This window comes from Candidatus Amarobacter glycogenicus (assembly GCF_016704105.1).
GTDB lineage: Bacteria > Chloroflexota > Dehalococcoidia > Tepidiformales > Tepidiformaceae > Amarobacter > Amarobacter glycogenicus.
Genome location: NZ_JADJAT010000004.1, coordinates 334,801 through 351,374, shown reverse-complemented (window position 1 = coordinate 351,374; position 16,574 = coordinate 334,801). Strand labels below are relative to the sequence as shown.

The window sequence follows — 16,574 nt, the reverse complement described above, 5'->3', positions numbered from 1 at the left end:
GGGCCGTATCGGGGAAGGCACCTAAGGGCGGGTACAGGGCAGTGGGGTGCCGGTTGACACCCCCCGAGGCCAATCTATGATCCCTCACACGAGGCCCTTCGATGGAAGGGTGCACCGCTAGAGGCGGTGTCCCGGGATGGGGCGAGCGCCAGGCGGCAGGCGTCGAGCCCATTCCCTCGGCTCTCTGGCGTCCTGCGCCGGAAAACTAGAGGAGTGGGTTCTGTGACAACTCTCGAACGGCCGCGCACGGTCGGCGAACTGAAAGCTTCGGGCTATCAGATCCTGCCGGTCCGCGAAGAAATGCGAAAAAACCTGATCGCCAAGCTCCGCAGCGGCGACGAGATCTTCCCCGGCATCTACGGGTACGAAGAGACCGTGATCCCTCACATCGTCAACGCCATCCTCGCGGGCCAGGACATCATCTTCCTGGGCGAACGGGGCCAGGCCAAGTCGCGCATCATCCGCTCGCTTACGTCGCTGCTGGACGATGAAACGCCGGTGCTCGCGCACTGCGAGCTTGCCGAGAACCCCTTCGACCCGATCACGCGGCTGGGCAAGGACATCCTCGCAGAGAAAGGCGACGCCGCGGAGATCGCCTGGATCGGTCGCGATCAGCGCTACGGTGAAAAACTGGCGACGCCCGACATCACCATCGCCGACCTCATCGGCGAGGTGGACCCCATCAAGGTCGCCGAAGGCCGCTACCTGAGCGATGAACTGACGATTCACTACGGCCTGATCCCTCGCACCCACCGCGGGATCTTCTGCATCAACGAACTCCCGGACCTGGCGGAACGCATCCAGGTCGGCCTCCTGAACATCATGGAGGAGCGGGACGTCCAGATTCGGGGCTACCGCATCCGGCTACCCGTCGATGTCTTCGTCGTCGCGAGCGCGAACCCCGAGGACTACACGAACCGCGGGCGCATCATCACGCCGTTGAAGGACCGCTACGGCGCCCAGGTGCGGACGCACTATCCCCAGAAGATCGAACATGAGATCGGGATCATGGACGCCGAGCACCACCCCGTGCCGGCGGACTTCAAAGTCTCCGTCCCTGCCTTCATGAAAGAGATCATCGCCGAGATCAGCCGGCTCGCCCGCCGCAGCCCGGATGTGAATCAGCGCTCCGGCGTGAGCGTGCGCGCCAGCATCGCGAACTACGAGTCGATGCTCGCCAACGCACTCCGGCGCTCGATTGTGACCGGCGAAGACGAGGTGGTGCCGCGCGTCAGCGACCTGCCGTTCGTTATCCCGGCGCTCTCCGGAAAGGTCGAGTTCGAGACGGTAGAGGAAGGTCGCGAGGACCAGATCATCGACAAGCTGATCCAGGGCGCCGTCGTCGCCGTCTTCAATCGCTACTACAACCTCGGAGAACTGGAGCAGGTGGTGAACCGGTTCAAGGCGGGCGTCGCAGTCGAAGTCGGCGACATGACCCCGAGCGCGGAGTACGTGGCGCTCGTCGGCCAGGTGGAAGGCATGCCGGCGGCGGTGGAGAAGGCTGGAGCAGGGCGTTCTCCAGCGGAAGTAGCCGCAGCAGCGGAGTTCCTCCTCGAGGGTCTGCACTTGAACAAGCGGCTGAACAAGGACAAGGTCGGCGGCAGAGTGCAGTACCGCGGATAGCGGACGCATGGACTGGTCGATACTGAGCATTCCTGCGCATGGCCCCCTGTTCGAGGGGGCCATCGCCGTGTACGGCGAGGCATTCAGCCGGCCGCCCTACAGCGACCCGGATCGGGGCCGCGAGATCCGCCAGCGCATGCGCGAGACGCACGCGCTGCGCCCAGGTTTCCAGCTGCTGGTGGCTTGCACCGGCCCGGAGCGGGTGGTTGGGATGGCCTATGGCTACCGCGGCACCGCTGGCCAGTGGTGGCACGACACGGTAACGCGGGCGTTGAAGCCCCTCGAAGCCGCCGAGTGGCTGGGCGACTCGTACGAGCTTGTCGAGATCGCTGTGCATCCCGCTGTGCAGGGCCACGGCATCGGCGCCGGACTGATCCGCGAGTTGCTTGCCGACCGGCCCGCCGCAACCTGCGTCTTAAGTACCCGGACGGATAGCGACGCGCACAACCTCTACCGGCGGCTTGGCTTCGAGACCATCATCGAGATGCCATTCACGAACGGGGGTTACCCGTTCTACGTGATGGGAAAGAAGTTGTTGCAGATGCCGGGTAGGGCGTCTGAGGGCACAATGATGCGAGATGGCTGACGATTCGTTTCGCTGTGTGAAGTGCAAGCAGCACGTAGACACGCTCTCATTTGGGACCACCCAGCGAAACCATTGCCCGCAGTGCCTCTGGAGCCGTCACGTCGACAACTTCCCAGGGGATCGGAAGGCAGCGTGCGGCGGCCCGATGGAGCCGCTGGCTGTGTTCGTGGCGCAGGGCGGAGAGTGGATGCTGATCCATCGCTGCAAGAGCTGCGGGGTGCTGCACGAGAACCGGATCGCCGGAGACGACAGCGTGATGTTGCTGCTGGCGGTCGCGGCGAAGCCCCTCGCGAACCCGCCCGTACCGATGGAGTTCCTGAGCTAACTCCAACGGGGGCTCTTCCCACAGAGCGGAAGTCAGGAGCCGCCGAGAAGCTGGAGAGCCTTGCCGGCGGTGGATGGCGTTGTACCGAAAACTAGAAGGACCTCGTTTGCCGCCGGCGAGGTCACTGCCAGGCCGCGACCGTCGCGAAGCGAGTACAGGGGCTGGCCCGCGGCGCCCCGAACACCCCCGGCGGCATCGAGCCATTGGTCGATGGCAGCAACGAACTCCGCCGATTCGCCGGCGGACGAGAAGGCGACGCGGATGGCGGCGACCGACTCACTCCCCGACCGGTAGACATCGTAACGATCGCCCGCCCAGCCGGCGCAGGCGGTGACGGAGACGAGGCCCGGCAGGTGGAGTTGCAGGAGATTGCGCAGGTTGAACTCGCCGAACGAGCCTCCGGATTCGTGCTTCCACCCGGAACCGAGGCCGTGCGCCAGGTCTGGCAGGGCCACGTCCGCCCGCTTCCAGCCGGAGGCGAACAGCTCGGGGTGAAGGATCTCGGCCGTGGTGATCCGGCGTCCGCGCAGGACCGTGTCCACCGCTTGCTGGCCGCCGCTGGCGCGGACGACGCTGACCCACTCGGTCCCGGCTTCGTACGGGAAGCGCCATTCGCGCTCGACGGAGGGGGGAACCGCGGCCCGGGGCGCCTGGGCGCCAAGCCACGCCCGTCCAGCTCCCACCTGCTGCGCGTGGCCACGCGTCCAGAGGCCCTCATGCAAGACAGCGTCTCCCTCGATGACGGCAGTGAGCGCCAGCGTCCAATCCAGTTCGTCTCCCGCCGCTTCGAACAGCTTCGGGACGTCGAAGGCTGAATCCTGGAGCGCGTGGACGAATTCGTGGGCGACAATCGACCGCTGGAGCGCGCTGAGCGCGGCGAAGTCGATGCTCTCTCCATCGTCCACGACAAGGAACTCATCCGTTAGGGGCAGATACAGGCCAACGAGAGCGTCGGCGACGAAGTCAAGGTAGAGGTCCTCGTAGTCCTCGCCGGGGCCGAGGTGGCCCAGGAGCCGGTAGAGGGAAGTGAGGTGCGCAAACGCCTGGCGGTCCGAGTCGCTCAGGGCATCGCCGACGACGCTCCTGACATCGTCGCGGCGGACCAGGCCCGCTCGGATGTTGGTCGCGGCCGGGAGCCCACGCTGTTCGGAGAGACCGGCCATGACCGCCTGCAACTCCGGAGAGAGGGGGTAGGTAGCCGGTCCGGAATCACCCTCCCGGCAGGCCGGCAAGAGGATGACCAGGCACATCGCCACGATGAAGCTCGCCAGGCGGGTTCGCTCTTGCCCGGTTGGAGGGGGCGCGGCTATCCTGAACGGCACGGCGCATTCGTCTAGTGGCCCAGGACATCGCCCTCTCAAGGCGGAGATCAGGGGTTCGAATCCCCTATGCGCTACCAGCACAGCCGACTCGAGCAGGGCAGATGCCCTGCTCGTTTGCTTCGTCCGGGGTAGTCTGATCCCTAACATCTCCGGGGTTTCGCGACTCCTCCCGGGAGGGTGTCATGGCATTCGTCGATGAGGCAACCGCCGCGCTTTACCGCGAGGCATGGGAAGCCTGGTCGAAGCAGATCGAACACGTCCACCGCGTCTTCCTTGGAGATGAACGACCCAGGCCGGACCAGTTGAAAGGCCTCCTGAACCGGGAAGCACGAGCCAAGGACAATTACGATGCGGCCCGCCTCCGCCTGTTGGGTCTCGAAGAAGCGACTCCCTCCCTTGCGGACCCCGATGCGAACCCGTTCAGGTAAACGAACCTCACGTTCGTAAGCCGCTGACGGGGGTATGATCCGGCTCGGATGGCAACGCAACGCGTGTTCGGACGGTCGATCGGGTCCCGGTCGACCTTGTACGTCCTCTTCGCCGCACTCGTGCTCATCCCGGTGGTTGCCTTCGCGATCGGGCCGCTCGGCGGTTCGAGCCTGAGCCTGGAAGGTCCGGGCGGGCCGTTCCTCGCGTTCTCCGCAGGCGTGCTTTCGTTCGTATCGCCCTGCGTGCTCCCCATGGTGCCGATCTTCATCGCACAGGTCTCCGGTTCGAGCATTCAGAACGGGAACTTCACGGCCGACCGGCGCGTGACGTTCACGCACGCGGTCGCATTCGTAAGTGGGCTCTCACTCGTCTTTATCGCCCTCGGGGCGGCGGCCGGGCTCGTGGGCTCGTACTTCCTCGTCGACAACCAGCGGGAGCTCGGCGACTTCGCCGGGGCGGTGCTCGTGTTCATGGGCGTACTCGTTATCCCGCCCCGCGGCCGGGCCGACCCGCTGAAATCGGCGTTCCTGCTGGTAGGGCTCACCGGCGTCTACTTCTTCCTCGCCGAAGTCGCCGAATTGAAGGACGACCGGACGCGCCTGGTCCTCCTCGGCGCCGTCCTGCTGGCGGTCTGGCTGCGGTTCGCCGGCTACCTGCAACTCACGCTCTTCTCGCGCACGTTCGAAGTGCGCATCGCCACCAATCAGCCGATTGGCTACTTGCGCTCGGCGTTCGTCGGCGGTGCGTTCGGGCTCGGCTGGACGCCGTGTGTGGGTCCTATCCTCGGGAGCATCCTGACCCTGGCAGCCGATTCGGGCGGCGCGCTGCGGGGAACCCATCTGCTCGCCTGGTACGCGCTGGGGTTGAGCATCCCGTTCCTGATCACGGGGCTCGCGATATCGGACGTGAACCGTTTCCTTCGCCGGATCCAGCCGTATGGGCCGGTGATCGAGGTAGTCTCGGGGCTGATGTTGATCGGCGTCGGAGTGCTCTTGATCTCAGGCAGGCTGACGGGCCTCAACGAACTCTTCTCGTTCGCGGACTTCAACCAGGGGCTCTGAGGGTTCCGGCGTCCAGGTTAGCGACCGTGGATTGCAGGATCCTGCTCATTGCGTAGCCGGTGAAGGCCGCGACGATGGCCGCCATGGCCATACCGGAGATCGCCCAGGTGACGGCGATCTGAAGGCTCGATGCATCGGACGGGAGGATTGCCGGACCGATGAACGTCGGGGGGAGCGCGAGGAGCCAGCCAGCCGTGCTCCAAATAACCCACTTCCATGCCTTCGGCACGTAGCGCCGGAGGACCAGCCACTGGGCGCCGGGGAGGGACAGGAGGAGGACAGGCGCAAGCGAAACACCGAGGGCGATGCTCAGCCAGGTGGGAGACCCGAGGTCGTGGGCGGTCGAAGGAGTCATGCCGCAGGCCCAGGCGACGGATGCGCCGGCAGCGGAGGCGAGGATCCAGGTCCTTGAGAAGCCGGCATGCCACTCTCGCAGCGTGAGCCACTGGGCGATGCCGAGTGCCGCACCTTCCGCGGCGCCGGATAGGGCAACGATGGCGGCTGCCCCCGGAGGAGGGAGCACGGCCTTCCACACGGCAAACCAAGCGAGGCCGGGGACCACAAAACCGGCCGTTTCGCCAAGCAGGACGCGGAAGAACCACGAACGGCGGCGGAAGCCAACCATCCGTGTGGTGCCGGGCTGGAAGGGTTTCGCAGCCACCACCGTTGCCACGGGTTGAGCATCGTCCATTTCCGAATCGCCTTCGACGTCCGGAAGGGCCGAAAACCGGGCCCCAATGGAACTCGCTCGCATCGCGTTGGCGGGAAGCGAGGAGCGGGTGATACTCTGTGGCGCGCGGCGCGTTCGTCTAGAGGCCCAGGACGCCGCCCTTTCAAGGCGGAGATCAGGGGTTCGAATCCCCTACGCGCTACCACTCAGATCGGGCATGGAACGGCCGGTTTCGTCCCGGACCTGTTCCTGCGAAACCTGACGAATTGCCAGGCTCTGGATCGTGCCCGTTCGCGGCGGTCTTCACGGTCCATGCCATAGTGGATCCGCATTGGCCAGAAAAGGTCTCGATGGTGGGTCTCCACCTGCGGCCGGCCCGGCCGTTACGGCGATGTCCGTCCGCTACGGCCGAATCCGGCAGGTCACGTTATGGGCGCGGGCTGTTGATACGGGACTGTTGATATTGGATCCGGATTGTGCATACTGCACCCGCCGGAGGTCCTCCGAGAGTGCGACAGCCGTTCATGGCGCTCGGCCTTGTGTCGCTCGTGGCGGCGCTCGCGGTTGTGGCCGCGGGCCAGCCGTCTGCGCGGGGCGTGCCCAACGAACTCTCCTACCGCCTGATGGTGCCAGGCCTCGCGAAGGACCCCCCGGAAGTCGCGCCGACACAGAGTCCCACACCGTCGCCGACGCCGGACCCGGGCACGCCGGCGCCGACGCCCGACGCGCCCAATTCGTACGACCTGATCGACGAGGCGCTGGCGAAGTTGCAGATCACCGCCGAGGAGGCGGTGATCTACCGGGTGTACGCGAGCTACGCGGACCCGCGGCTCCCGGCTGCGTACCGGGCAGACGGAGAACTGCCGGACTCGGTCGACCTGTTTGCGGATTTCGACACGTTGTCGGCGTCAGCGAAAGCGCTTCTGGCACCGTTCCGGCTCCGTCCCGACCATCCCGACAGCTGGTGGTACGCGACCGACGCGGGGGCGCTAACCGCCTCCGCCGGTGAGGTTAGCGCCGCCGCGCGGCCTGCCGGGCCGTGGCTGAACGTGACGGGAGCGAAGGTGCGAGTCCACTATCCCGCCGGCTCGCCCGCCCTTGCGGGCACGGCTGCTTCGATCGTCAGCGAGGCCGAGAACGTCATCTGGCCCAAGCTGACCGGCTTGATGGGACGAGAGCCGCTGCCGGATTGCCTGCTCATCTGCGGGGACTTTGGCGGTAGCTCTCGTTACGACATCTACCTCGTGACGGTGGTCGGCGCCCGCGTCCGGGCCGAGTCGCCGAACGACTGCAGGGGTCCGTGGACCACCTTCATGGAACTCAACCCCGCCAAATCATTCGCCACCCTGGCGCACGAACTCATGCATTCGTTCGTTCGGGCATTTCCGCGAGCAGGGGGATGTGACGAGTACCGTTGGCTGAACGAGGCCACAGCCCAGTGGGCAGAAGACTACATCTACAAGAAGACCTACAACAGCACCGACGAGCACTTCGTCTTGGCAGATTTCCTCGATCACCCGCGGCAACCACTGGAATCCGTGCTGGAAAACCACGAGTATGGGGCCTACATCTTCCTGTTCTACCTTACGCGAGTTGCAGGCGTAGCGGAGTCCGTCGTCAAGGATATCTGGTCGGCCGCGACGAATAGTGACAGTCTTAAGGCAATAGATGGCGCACTTCCGGGCGGCTTCGCGAAGCACTGGCCTGAGTTCGTCAAGTACAACTGGAACCCGGACCCGGGTTGGGCGCCATTGGACCAGTACCGCACGCTCGACGACGTCACCTTCCGTGCCGCACGGCAGTCTGGGTTCTCCCCGAAAGCCGTGTCTGCCAGTCCTGACCAGCAGGTGCCGCTTACGAATCCCGAGCTGGTGCACCTGTCTTCGGCCTACTACGAATTCACGTTCGACGGCAGCGTCAGCACGCTCGCCTTCCTCAACGGCTTCACCTATGAACTGAAGATCGAGAACATCGACGGGGCGCAGGTGTTCACGTCTACGGAACTCGATGGCACCGAGCCGGTGAAGAAGTACGGGAAGGTGCATGCACTGATCAAGCGCCAGGGCAAGGACTGGGAGGTGGCGGACTGGAGCAAAACTCCATCGAGCATCATGTGCCTGGACGACCCGAACGACCGTGTCGAACGCCTCGTGATCATCCTCAGCAACAGCGACCATGACCGCGCCAACCTGCCGATCAAGCCCGTTGGTAGCCTGGGACCGCGGCTCTGGGCCTCGAACATTGGCTGCTGGAAGTGGCAGGGCACGGCCACGTGGGTCAACCCGACCAGCACGCAGAGCACGACCGCGAACGTCACATGGGAGCGCGTACCGAATGGTGGCGGCCCTGGTGTGATCGCTGCCGCCGTAGGGGACCGCTATGGCGTCGTCGCCATCAGCTACCGGCCGATTGGGGGCACAATCACGTTCCGGGCCTCGGGCAACGATGGCGGGTGCACGTACTCAGGCGGCGCTACGTTTGACTTCGCCAACCTGCCGCCGACTACGAACTTCTTGGTCACCAACAATTTCGTCCCGGCCGGCGATTTCCATCGTGTCTACGTCGGCGGAGGCCTGACTCCCCCTGTGACGATGACGCAGGCGTGCCCGGCCGTGTCGTTGTCTACGGCCCCGCGGATCTGGCTACTCGCCGTTGATGACAGGCAGGTGCCGCTGAAGTTCTCGGCCGACGGAAGACACATGACGGGCACCGCCGACGCCGAAGGCGACGTCTTCACCTGGGACTTCACGGCGATCCGGGGGCCGTAGGACCCGGAATCCGGTTCGCCAGTCTCTCCAGGGACACGGGGAGGCTGGCGCGCGCCCCACCGGCCTCGTTGGCCAGAACGCCGCCCTTTCGCGGCGAACTGCGCTGGCGCTCCGGTCGCGCACGCGACCGGGTAGAATCTCCAGGACTTCCTTGCAGGCCGGGAGACTGCCCGGGCTGGGAGAGGTGGGACCGGGATGCGCCTTCAGAACATCGAGATCCCAGTGGCGGACCTCACCCGGGCCGCGCGTTTCTACGCGGACGTCCTCGATCTACCGCCGGTCGTCCGCATGGGAGACCAGGCCGCCAGCTTCTTCCTCGGTGATGCCCACGGCGGCATGATCACGCTCGTCCGTTCGACGCGTCCCCCGGAAGGGGGCGGCCCGGTGGTGGTCTTCCAGGCCGAAGGTGGCATCGAGGAAGCGCGCGCCCGCCTCGAACGGCTCGCAGTGCGCTTCACGGGCGCCACCGAACATAGCCCCCTCGGCCTCACCGCTTACTTCCTCGACTCCGAGGGCAACCGGCTCGCGATCTTTGATGGTTCGCTTTCGGCTCGCTTTCGCGAACAGGCGCGGGCGCCACTTTCCGACCTTGAAGCGAAGCTCAGCGAAGTCGAAGCGCGCACGATGGCCGTCTTCGAAGGCCTCAGCGAGGTCCAGGCGCGGCACATCCCGGCCCCAGGGGAATGGCCGATCGTCGACCATATCGGCCACATCGTTGACTCGCTAGATTCGTGTGGCCAAATCTCGCGCGACCTCTCCTCCGGCCGCCAACCTCCGCGCGATCGTCTCTGGCAGAAGGAGTACCCGGAGTCTCTCGTTCGCCCATGCGTTGGAGGAGCTGCGCCGTGGCTTCACCGACGCGCACGCCTGGCTGGCGAACGTCCCGGCGGCCAACGGAAACGATGCCGTCCTGCCTCACGGGGTCTTCGGTCCCCTCAACCATCGCGAATGGGTCGCCTTCATGTTCTTTCACCTGGGGATGCACGCGGACCAGGTGAAGGGGATTCGTTCCGGGGTGGGCTTCCCCGCGACGTAGCGGTCCAGTGGTGCTCGAACCGGACCGTCCCGCGGCGTTCGAAAAGCGGTTAGAGTGGCGCTCTCACTTCACGCCGCCCATGCCTGCCGAATACCTTTCCGAAGAAGCCGAACAGTTCTGGCGATACATCAAGTCATCGCTCTCGGACTTGCTCGACCTCGTCGCCGGGCAAGACGATGAAGTCATTCGCTGGCGGCCACCTGCGCGCGATGCGAACTCCATCATCATCCTCGCCCGCCACGCCTCGCGAACGCCGGCGTCAACATCCTCCACACCCTGGGCGGGCTCGAGTACAACTACGACCGGGAGGCGAACTTCGGGGAGCACATCTCCCGCGATGAGGTGCTCGCCACCTGGACACCGCTTTGCGAACGGCTCGAAGCCGTGATGCGCACGCTGCCACAGGAGCGCATCGATGGGCCGGTGCCACATCACTGGCGGGGCGAAATCCCGGGACGCGAAGTCCTGATCATCGTCGCGCGACACACCGCAGAACACCTCGCCCACGCCCGGCTGACGGCGGATCTGGCAGCGGTGGCGCTGGGGCGGTAGGGTCCCGGACGAAACTCCCGCCTACTGGAATCCCGATGTTGGGACTGGGTGGTCGCGCCCGGCATCGCCTGCCGATGCGAGCGCCAGGTCCTCGTAGATCTTGTCCGTGATCTCACTCAACCGCGTGTAGTGCACTGCGGGACCGGGAAGGCCGTTCATCACGAGGGCGACGGCGAGCTGGTGCTCCGGGGTCGGCGAACGCGACGGAAGACTGCCCACCGCCATGACCGAAGGTGCGCGGCGAGCAGTGCCGCCCATAGTTCACCGAGTCGATGATGAATCCCAGGCCCCAGTCGATGACGATGCCGAAGGTCTGGTCGTGCATGCCGACGCGATGGCGGGCCACCATAGCCTCCGCAGCCGGCGGGTCGAGCAGGCGTACCCCATCCCGTGCGCCTTTTCCGAGCATCGCCTCATACAGCCGGCCGAGTTCGCGCATAGGGCCGCGCCCGGCGCCACCGGGCACGCACGCCGCGCAGCCCTCTTCCGTATCGACCCGCGGGAACGGGAACGGTTGTCGCCCGGGCCGGGTGAGATGGAGGACGCCGATGCGGTCACCGTAGGAGGCGAACGCTTCGCCCGGCATGCCCAGCCAGCAGTCCTGCATGCCGAGCGGCTCGAAGATCTCTTCGCGCACATACCGCGAGAACGGCCGGCCATCGAGGCGCTGCACGATCTCGGCCAGGAGGAACATTCCGGAGAACGGGTGGTACCCGGCCCGGCGTCCCGGCACCCATCCCGGCTCGATCTCCGCCTGCACAATCCTTGCGAGACGCTCGTCCCACGGCGAAACGAACGGGCTGTAGCCCGTCCCGCCGGGGACCACCCCCGCCGGGCTGCGCGCGTCGACATCGGCGGAACGGATTCCGGCGGTGTGGGTAAAGAGGTGCCGGATGGTGATCGCGTCCTTGCCCTTCGTCCCAAACTCGGGGATGTAGGCAGCCACCGGATCGTCAAGGTCGAAGCGGCCCCGCTGCCATTGCTGTGCCGCCGCGACCGATGTAACCGCCTTCGTCGCGGAAAACCAGACCATCAAGGTGTCACTGGTCATCGGCACGCCCGGGCGGGATTCGCCACCCGCTGCATCGGCAACAACTCGCCCACCGAGAGAGACGTAGAGCTGCCAACCGATGTGGAGACCTTCCATCATCCCGCGGTCGAGAGCCGCGACAGCTGTTGGGAGTTCGTTCATTTGGTGTCTCACCTGCGATTGGGAGGTCGAGAGCGGACTATACGCCCGCATCCAGCTCCCGGCGGCGGACGAGGGCCAGCGCCATGGCGATGACGCCCCCGCCAACCATGACAATCACCTGCGAAGCGAGGTTCGTGTCGTAGTCCTGCCGGGCGGTCAGCACCAGGGAGAAAACGGCGACCGAGACCAGCAGCACGAACGGCTGTGCGAATGCGATCCGTCCGCGCAAGTCGGCGGCGCCTTCGAGCGCGAGGACCACGAGGCACGGCGCCACGAGGACCAGTAGACGTTGAGTGTCGGTCGCGAAAAGCAACTGAGCGTAGGTGAGAAGGAAGAACGGCAGCATCCCAAGTGCGACCCTCCGCAACCGCCGGGTGCCCAACGCCGCAAGAAGCGGCAGCGCCCACCCGAACGGGCTGGTCGTGTAGCTCCACAGGGCGCGGAGGCTCCAATCGTCCAGCCGCTGCTCGCGCCCGATGTCTTCGAACAGCGTCCAGTAGTTGTACGGGCCGTACAGTTCCGGGAAGCGACGAATGTCCTCGGGCATCGTCGCGAAGTAGGCCTCGTCCCCATTCCCCTGCGCGATCCCGAGGCGAACCGCGACGAGGACGAACGCAGCCGGCGCGAGGGCAACAAGACAGCGGCCGGCGAACCGCCAGTCGAAGGGGCGCCGGACGTTCAGGCAGAAGTAGAGCGGTGCGGCGAGAAGCACCGACTCCTTGGTGATGGCCCCAAGCACCATGACGGCCGAGAACAGGTACAGCCTTCGTTCGAGCGCGGTCCAGAGTGCGAACGTGACGAGCAGGAAGGCGACACCATCGGGGATCCAGAAGTCGGCGAGGATGAATTTCGCGCCCCAACCGAGCGAGAAGAACAGCAGCACTCCCGCTGCCGCCAGCGAAAGCGAGTGGCCCGTGCGGCGGGCCAGGAGAAAGAGCGACACTCCCGTCGCCCAGAGCGCCGCAAGAGTGATCGTGAAGAAGCTCGCCTGGAGACTGAAGGGAGACCAGCCCGCTATGGCCGGGACGAAAACGCGCCAGCAGTAGGGTGCGAGCCGGAACTCGAAGATGCCCTGCTCGGCCATGAGTCGGTAGAGGTGGCGGTCCCAGCCGGGATCCCGGTAGAGGGCCGTATCCTCCGTCTTGAGGTCGGTGAACGCGAGGATGAGGCCCAGCGCGAACCCGCTGAGGATGATGCCGGCCGCGAAGTCCCTCGCTTGAGTCCGGGCGGGCCGTGCTGTGACTTCCGGCAGTGCACGCGAATCGATGGATGGCATTCGTTCCGGGCGCCGAAGCTAGAAGATCGGGCCGGTGCTCGCCGATTCCTCGGGAGCCTCGCCCAGGAGGGTTTCCTGTGTGAGCAGCCCGGCCCCCTGGATGAGACGCCTTCGGAAGGCGAGCATCTGCGCCTCGTCTACTCCCGCGAGGGTGCGCTTCACGAGTTCGAAGAGCGTGCGGGTGGAGACGAGGCTGTAGCGGTAGTTTTCACAGGCGACGCGAAGCGGTGTGCTGAACTCCTCTTCGCGCTGTTCCGGGTCCTTCTCCCGGTAGCCGTTGGCGACAACGATGCCCTTGAGCGACTCGGACTTCTGGAGGAGGTGCTCCTCCAGCCGCCGCTGAAGGCGGACGTACGGCCACTCCACGACCTGTTCGCGCGCACTCTCCAGCTCCACGAACGCGCGGACGCCTTCGTGCTCCAACGAGAGCGGCTCGCCTGGCGTGTGCTCTACCGCGAACCCGAGCAGGCGGAGTGCCTCGGCGACGGCCCCGGAAAAGACCTGCCCATCCTCCCAGAGGAGCCGGCGGTGGCGTGCGAGGGTATCGTGGCGCTCCCGGATGGCAGTCTCGCGGGAAGCGGCGTCAGCCGCCGCCGACTGGGCTTCTTCGAGCTCCGCTTCGACCTGTTCGAGCCCCGGGAGAGCCTGGGCGCGCACCCAGTAGGGCTCCTGGGCGCCGAAATCGCTCCCGGCGTGGCGCACGCAAGCGTCGACGAGCGACTGGGCGAGCTCCGTGCGGTTCGCGTACGGGTTATCGGCGATGACAGGGAGGAAGAGGACCCGTCCACCGAGCACAGGAAACTCGATGGAGATGGGGATGCCGGCGCCGCCGGTGGCGAGCACGTGCCCCGCCCGCCGCACCTCCGCCTGGCGGTCGTCGAAGACAGCCCGGTAGCCCGCCGCCTGCCGGTGTTCACGCAGGACAGCGACGAAAGGGTGCTCTTCCGCGCCGGCGATCCGGACTGTCGTGCCCTCGGCTGGCTTGAGGTAGGGCGGGCCCCATGACAGGCCGCCGGGGGCGGGGAGCCAGTGGTAGCGGTCGAGGCCCTCGAAGCCGAGGATGCCTCCCTGGACAGCGTCCGGGCGAGCAAGCACGACGACGAGGCCACCGGATTCAAGCAGCCGGCGCGTCTCATCGGTTCGGCGCCGGAACTGGTCGTTGGCGCTCACTGCAGAGGCAGTCGTCGGCGCGTTGATCACCGGACGGCCATCGAACGCTTCGAACTCGGTGCCCTCCTCGGCGAGGTCCTTGCCCGCCCTGGTGATGCTGGCCGGGTCGATGATCAGTGCGTCGTAATCGCAATAGCTCGGCGCCGTCAGCGGGTTGTAGTTGTCGATCGCCATGTTGGGGAGGGGATAGCCGATCGAGAGGATGCGCATCAGCGTTCACCTTCGGTGAGGAGTGGGAGGAGGCGTGCCCGGAGTTGGCCGGCGAGTTCGGGCCGGCGCATTGCAGCCGCTACCGAAGCCGTCAGATAGCCGAGCGGCCGCCCAGTATCGTATCTCACTCCAGAGAACTGGAACGAAGAGACCGGCTCGCCCGCGGCGATCTGGCTCGCCAGGGCGTCGGTGATCTGCAGTTCGCCGTTCGCCCCCGGAGGGATGCGGTCGATGTGCTGGAAAATGGTCTCGCTGAGGATGTAACGGCCGACGATGCCGAGTCGCGACGGGGCATCCTCGAGCTTCGGCTTTTCCACCACTCGCCGGAGCCGGGCCGGGTTGGCGCCATCCACAGGGTCGACAATGCCGTACTGGGGCACATCCGCATCGGCGACGGGTTCAACCGCGATGAGGCTGCCGCCAGTCCTCGCATGGGCTGCCGCGAGTTCGGCGACGCAGGACACCCCCAGCACCAGGTCGTCCGGGAACATGAGGGCGAAGGGCCGCCCTTCGAGGTGTTCGCGCGCGCAATTCACGGCGTGGGCGATGCCGAGCTGCCGGTCCTGGTTCGCGTAGTGGAAGGTCGCGCGGCCACCGATGGCAAGCAGGGCTTCGGCCGCGGTTTCGTGGCCTGCCTCCCGCAGCGCGCGTTCAACGCGGGCGCCGCCTTCGAAGTGCTCGCGGATGGCGCCCTTGCCTTCGGCGATGACGAAGACGATGTTGGTGATCCCGGCTTCCAGGGCTTCATCGACGCAGTACTGGACGAGCGGCCTATCGACGATTGGCAGCATCTCCTTCGGGATGGACTTCGTTGCGGGGAGCATTCGCGTGCCCAGCCCGGCGGCGAGAATGACTGCGGTGGAGACAGGTTGCATACGGGAGCATGGTACGACGGTCTCCGGCGCTGGATATACAGGAAGGGGACTCGCTGCTACTATTCGAAGCTGTCTATCTTTCCCCGGGGAGCAGTTTGAGGAAGCGATCGAAGGTTCCACCAAAGCCGGCACCACCAGAGCCGAGAATCAACGAACGGATCCGCGTGCCGGAAGTTCGTGTCATCGACGAAGAAGGCCGCCAGATCGGCGTCATCCGGACGTCGGAAGCCCTTCAGATGGCACGTGAGCGGGAAGTCGACCTGGTGGAAGTGGCCGCCCAGGCGAGCCCTCCCGTGGCACGGCTGATGGACTTCGGCCGCTTCAAGTACGAGCAGTCGAAGAAGGAACGGGAGGCCAAGAAGCATCAGCAGAACGTGCAGCTCCGCGAAGTGCGGATGAAACCGAAGATTGATGACCACGATGTGGACTTCAAGACCCGGACCGCTGCGAAACTGCTGAAGCAGGGCGACAAGGTGAAGGTCACCGTCATGTTCCGCGGGCGCGAAATCACGCACCCGCAGATCGGCAAGGCCCTCCTGGACCGGGTCCAGGCCAGCCTGGATGACATCGCAAGCCTCGAAAAGGATGCGATGCTCGAAGGCCGGCACATGACCATCATCCTGTCTCTCGACAAGAAGAAGATGGCTGCCAAGGCCCGGGCCGCCGCTGCCGCCGCCGCTGCTGGCGAGGCCGTGGTGGAAGAGGAAGAAGAGGACGAAGCCATCCTGGCGGCTGCGGAAGCGGCTCCGGTGGTGAGCGAAGACGAACACGATGAAGGTCTCGACGCCGAAGATGACGACGACGACGACCCGACAGGAGACTGACAGTGCCGAAGCTGAAGACCCACAAGGGCGCAGCCAGCCGCTTCCGCGTAACCGGCGGCGGCAAGATCATGCGTATGCAGGGAAGCCGCAATAACTTCCGCCGCAAGAAGCGCCAACCCGTTACCGTGAAGTTCGGGCGGACCGTCGAGGTCGCCGGCACTCATGCCGATATCGTAAAGAGGCTGCTGGCGGGCCAGTAGGCCCAGCGGCACCCCAGGGAGAACCAGACCATGAGCCGAGTTAAGCGTGGCGTCACGTCGCATCGCCGCCACAAGAAGATCCTCTCGCTGACAAAGGGCCACGCCGGCCAGCGTCACCGCCTCATCAAGCGCGCGAACGAAAGCATGCTCCATTCGCTTCGCTACAACTGGGTCGACCGCCGCGACAAGAAGGGCGACTTCCGCGAGTTGTGGATCATGCGCATCAACGCGGCCGCCCGGCTGCACGGCCTGACCTACAGCCGCCTCATCCACGGCCTGAAGGTTGCCGGCGTCGAGTTGGACCGCAAGGCGCTTGCCGACCTGGCCGTCACCCGGCCGGATGCGTTCGAACAGCTCGCTGGACAGGCGAAGGCCGCGCTCGCGTAGCGTCCCGGCACCGCCCAGGACAGATCAGGCGTCCCGTTCGGGGCGCCTTTCTTGTTGCCCCCGCGCGT

General features: G+C 65.9%; 19 protein-coding genes and 2 tRNA genes. 14 read left to right on the top strand and 7 right to left on the bottom strand.

Annotated features, from left to right (window positions below; translation table 11 throughout):
* Window positions 1-222: 222 nt before the first annotated feature.
* The 3 genes from IPG14_RS09160 to IPG14_RS09150 are packed head-to-tail and all read left to right on the top strand — an operon-like array spanning window position 223 to window position 2,534.
* On the top strand, window positions 223-1,623 hold the full coding sequence (locus tag IPG14_RS09160; RefSeq protein WP_343388806.1) for a sigma 54-interacting transcriptional regulator: 1,401 nt from the start codon (window positions 223-225) through the stop codon (window positions 1,621-1,623).
* Between the two features lie 7 nt (window positions 1,624-1,630).
* Window positions 1,631-2,209: a GNAT family N-acetyltransferase gene (locus IPG14_RS09155; RefSeq protein WP_343388807.1), complete on the top strand. Its 579-nt coding sequence runs from the start codon at window positions 1,631-1,633 to the stop codon at window positions 2,207-2,209.
* The gene (locus IPG14_RS09150; protein WP_343388808.1) at window positions 2,202-2,534 is read left to right on the top strand and encodes an RNHCP domain-containing protein; all 333 of its coding nucleotides are present in this window, start codon (window positions 2,202-2,204) and stop codon (window positions 2,532-2,534) included. The genes IPG14_RS09155 and IPG14_RS09150 overlap by 8 nt, the downstream gene beginning before the upstream one ends.
* A gap of 32 nt (window positions 2,535-2,566) precedes the next feature.
* Here the strand turns inward: IPG14_RS09150 and IPG14_RS09145 are convergent, their stop codons facing one another.
* Entirely contained in the window at window positions 2,567-3,856 is a 1,290-nt protein-coding gene (locus IPG14_RS09145; RefSeq protein WP_343391592.1) for a hypothetical protein, read from the bottom strand.
* Here IPG14_RS09145 and IPG14_RS09140 point away from each other — a divergent pair.
* The 3 genes from IPG14_RS09140 to IPG14_RS09130 all read left to right on the top strand — a co-directional run bounded on the left by IPG14_RS09140 (window position 3,857) and on the right by IPG14_RS09130 (window position 5,346).
* Window positions 3,857-3,933 (top strand) — tRNA-Glu (locus IPG14_RS09140). It abuts the gene before it with no gap.
* A gap of 105 nt (window positions 3,934-4,038) precedes the next feature.
* Window positions 4,039-4,284, top strand: a complete 246-nt coding sequence (locus IPG14_RS09135) for a hypothetical protein (protein WP_343383832.1) — start codon at window positions 4,039-4,041, stop codon at window positions 4,282-4,284.
* A gap of 48 nt (window positions 4,285-4,332) precedes the next feature.
* Entirely contained in the window at window positions 4,333-5,346 is a 1,014-nt protein-coding gene (locus tag IPG14_RS09130) for a cytochrome c biogenesis CcdA family protein (RefSeq protein WP_343391591.1), read from the top strand.
* On the opposite strand, the gene IPG14_RS09125 is transcribed toward IPG14_RS09130, so the two are convergent.
* Window positions 5,330-6,019: a hypothetical protein gene (locus IPG14_RS09125; RefSeq protein ID WP_343391590.1), complete on the bottom strand. Its 690-nt coding sequence runs from the start codon at window positions 6,017-6,019 to the stop codon at window positions 5,330-5,332. The two genes, IPG14_RS09130 and IPG14_RS09125, sit on opposite strands and share 17 nt — an antisense overlap.
* A gap of 125 nt (window positions 6,020-6,144) precedes the next feature.
* Between IPG14_RS09125 and IPG14_RS09120 the strand changes: the two genes are divergently transcribed.
* Together IPG14_RS09120 and IPG14_RS09115 are read left to right on the top strand one after the other, a co-directional pair.
* Window positions 6,145-6,221 (top strand) — tRNA-Glu (locus IPG14_RS09120).
* A 304-nt stretch (window positions 6,222-6,525) separates the two neighbouring features.
* Entirely contained in the window at window positions 6,526-8,784 is a 2,259-nt protein-coding gene (locus IPG14_RS09115; RefSeq protein WP_343391589.1) for a hypothetical protein, read from the top strand.
* Between the two features lie 270 nt (window positions 8,785-9,054).
* Here IPG14_RS09115 and IPG14_RS09110 read toward each other — a convergent pair whose 3' ends face one another.
* On the bottom strand, window positions 9,055-9,495 hold the full coding sequence (locus tag IPG14_RS09110) for a hypothetical protein (protein ID WP_343391588.1): 441 nt from the start codon (window positions 9,493-9,495) through the stop codon (window positions 9,055-9,057).
* Window positions 9,496-9,517: 22 nt separating this feature from the next.
* On the opposite strand from IPG14_RS09110, the gene IPG14_RS09105 reads away from it, so the two are divergent.
* From IPG14_RS09105 to IPG14_RS09095, 3 genes are all read left to right on the top strand, one after another.
* Window positions 9,518-9,820 carry a DinB family protein gene (locus tag IPG14_RS09105; RefSeq protein ID WP_343391587.1) on the top strand — a complete coding sequence of 101 codons (303 nt, stop codon included), beginning with the start codon at window positions 9,518-9,520 and terminating at the stop codon, window positions 9,818-9,820.
* A gap of 79 nt (window positions 9,821-9,899) precedes the next feature.
* Entirely contained in the window at window positions 9,900-10,208 is a 309-nt protein-coding gene (locus IPG14_RS09100; protein WP_343391621.1) for a hypothetical protein, read from the top strand.
* Window positions 10,163-10,372 (top strand): hypothetical protein, encoded by a 210-nt coding sequence (locus IPG14_RS09095; protein ID WP_343391586.1) that lies wholly within the window; start codon window positions 10,163-10,165, stop codon window positions 10,370-10,372. Before IPG14_RS09100 ends, IPG14_RS09095 begins: the two co-directional genes overlap by 46 nt.
* A gap of 112 nt (window positions 10,373-10,484) precedes the next feature.
* Here the strand turns inward: IPG14_RS09095 and IPG14_RS09090 are convergent, their stop codons facing one another.
* From IPG14_RS09090 to IPG14_RS09075, 4 genes are read right to left on the bottom strand one after another with little or no spacing between them, the layout of a single operon-like run.
* Complete coding sequence (locus IPG14_RS09090; protein WP_343391585.1) at window positions 10,485-11,564, bottom strand: serine hydrolase domain-containing protein; 1,080 nt, start codon at window positions 11,562-11,564, stop codon at window positions 10,485-10,487.
* Window positions 11,565-11,601: 37 nt separating this feature from the next.
* Window positions 11,602-12,840 (bottom strand): hypothetical protein, encoded by a 1,239-nt coding sequence (locus tag IPG14_RS09085; RefSeq protein ID WP_343391584.1) that lies wholly within the window; start codon window positions 12,838-12,840, stop codon window positions 11,602-11,604.
* An 18-nt stretch (window positions 12,841-12,858) separates the two neighbouring features.
* Window positions 12,859-14,220 (bottom strand): hypothetical protein, encoded by a 1,362-nt coding sequence (locus tag IPG14_RS09080; protein WP_343391583.1) that lies wholly within the window; start codon window positions 14,218-14,220, stop codon window positions 12,859-12,861.
* The gene (locus IPG14_RS09075; protein WP_343391582.1) at window positions 14,220-15,095 is read right to left on the bottom strand and encodes a UTP--glucose-1-phosphate uridylyltransferase; all 876 of its coding nucleotides are present in this window, start codon (window positions 15,093-15,095) and stop codon (window positions 14,220-14,222) included. The genes IPG14_RS09080 and IPG14_RS09075 overlap by 1 nt, the downstream gene beginning before the upstream one ends.
* A gap of 8 nt (window positions 15,096-15,103) precedes the next feature.
* Here IPG14_RS09075 and infC point away from each other — a divergent pair, with 8 nt between their 5' ends.
* From infC to rplT, 3 genes are read left to right on the top strand one after another with little or no spacing between them, the layout of a single operon-like run.
* A complete protein-coding gene (infC, locus tag IPG14_RS09070; protein WP_343383821.1) occupies window positions 15,104-15,919 on the top strand; it encodes a translation initiation factor IF-3 in 816 nt (271 codons plus the stop codon).
* 2 nt (window positions 15,920-15,921) lie between these two features.
* A complete protein-coding gene (locus IPG14_RS09065) occupies window positions 15,922-16,119 on the top strand; it encodes a bL35 family ribosomal protein (protein WP_343383820.1) in 198 nt (65 codons plus the stop codon).
* A 30-nt stretch (window positions 16,120-16,149) separates the two neighbouring features.
* Window positions 16,150-16,506, top strand: a complete 357-nt coding sequence (gene rplT / locus IPG14_RS09060; RefSeq protein WP_343383819.1) for a 50S ribosomal protein L20 — start codon at window positions 16,150-16,152, stop codon at window positions 16,504-16,506.
* The last annotated feature ends 68 nt before the right edge of the window (window positions 16,507-16,574 follow it).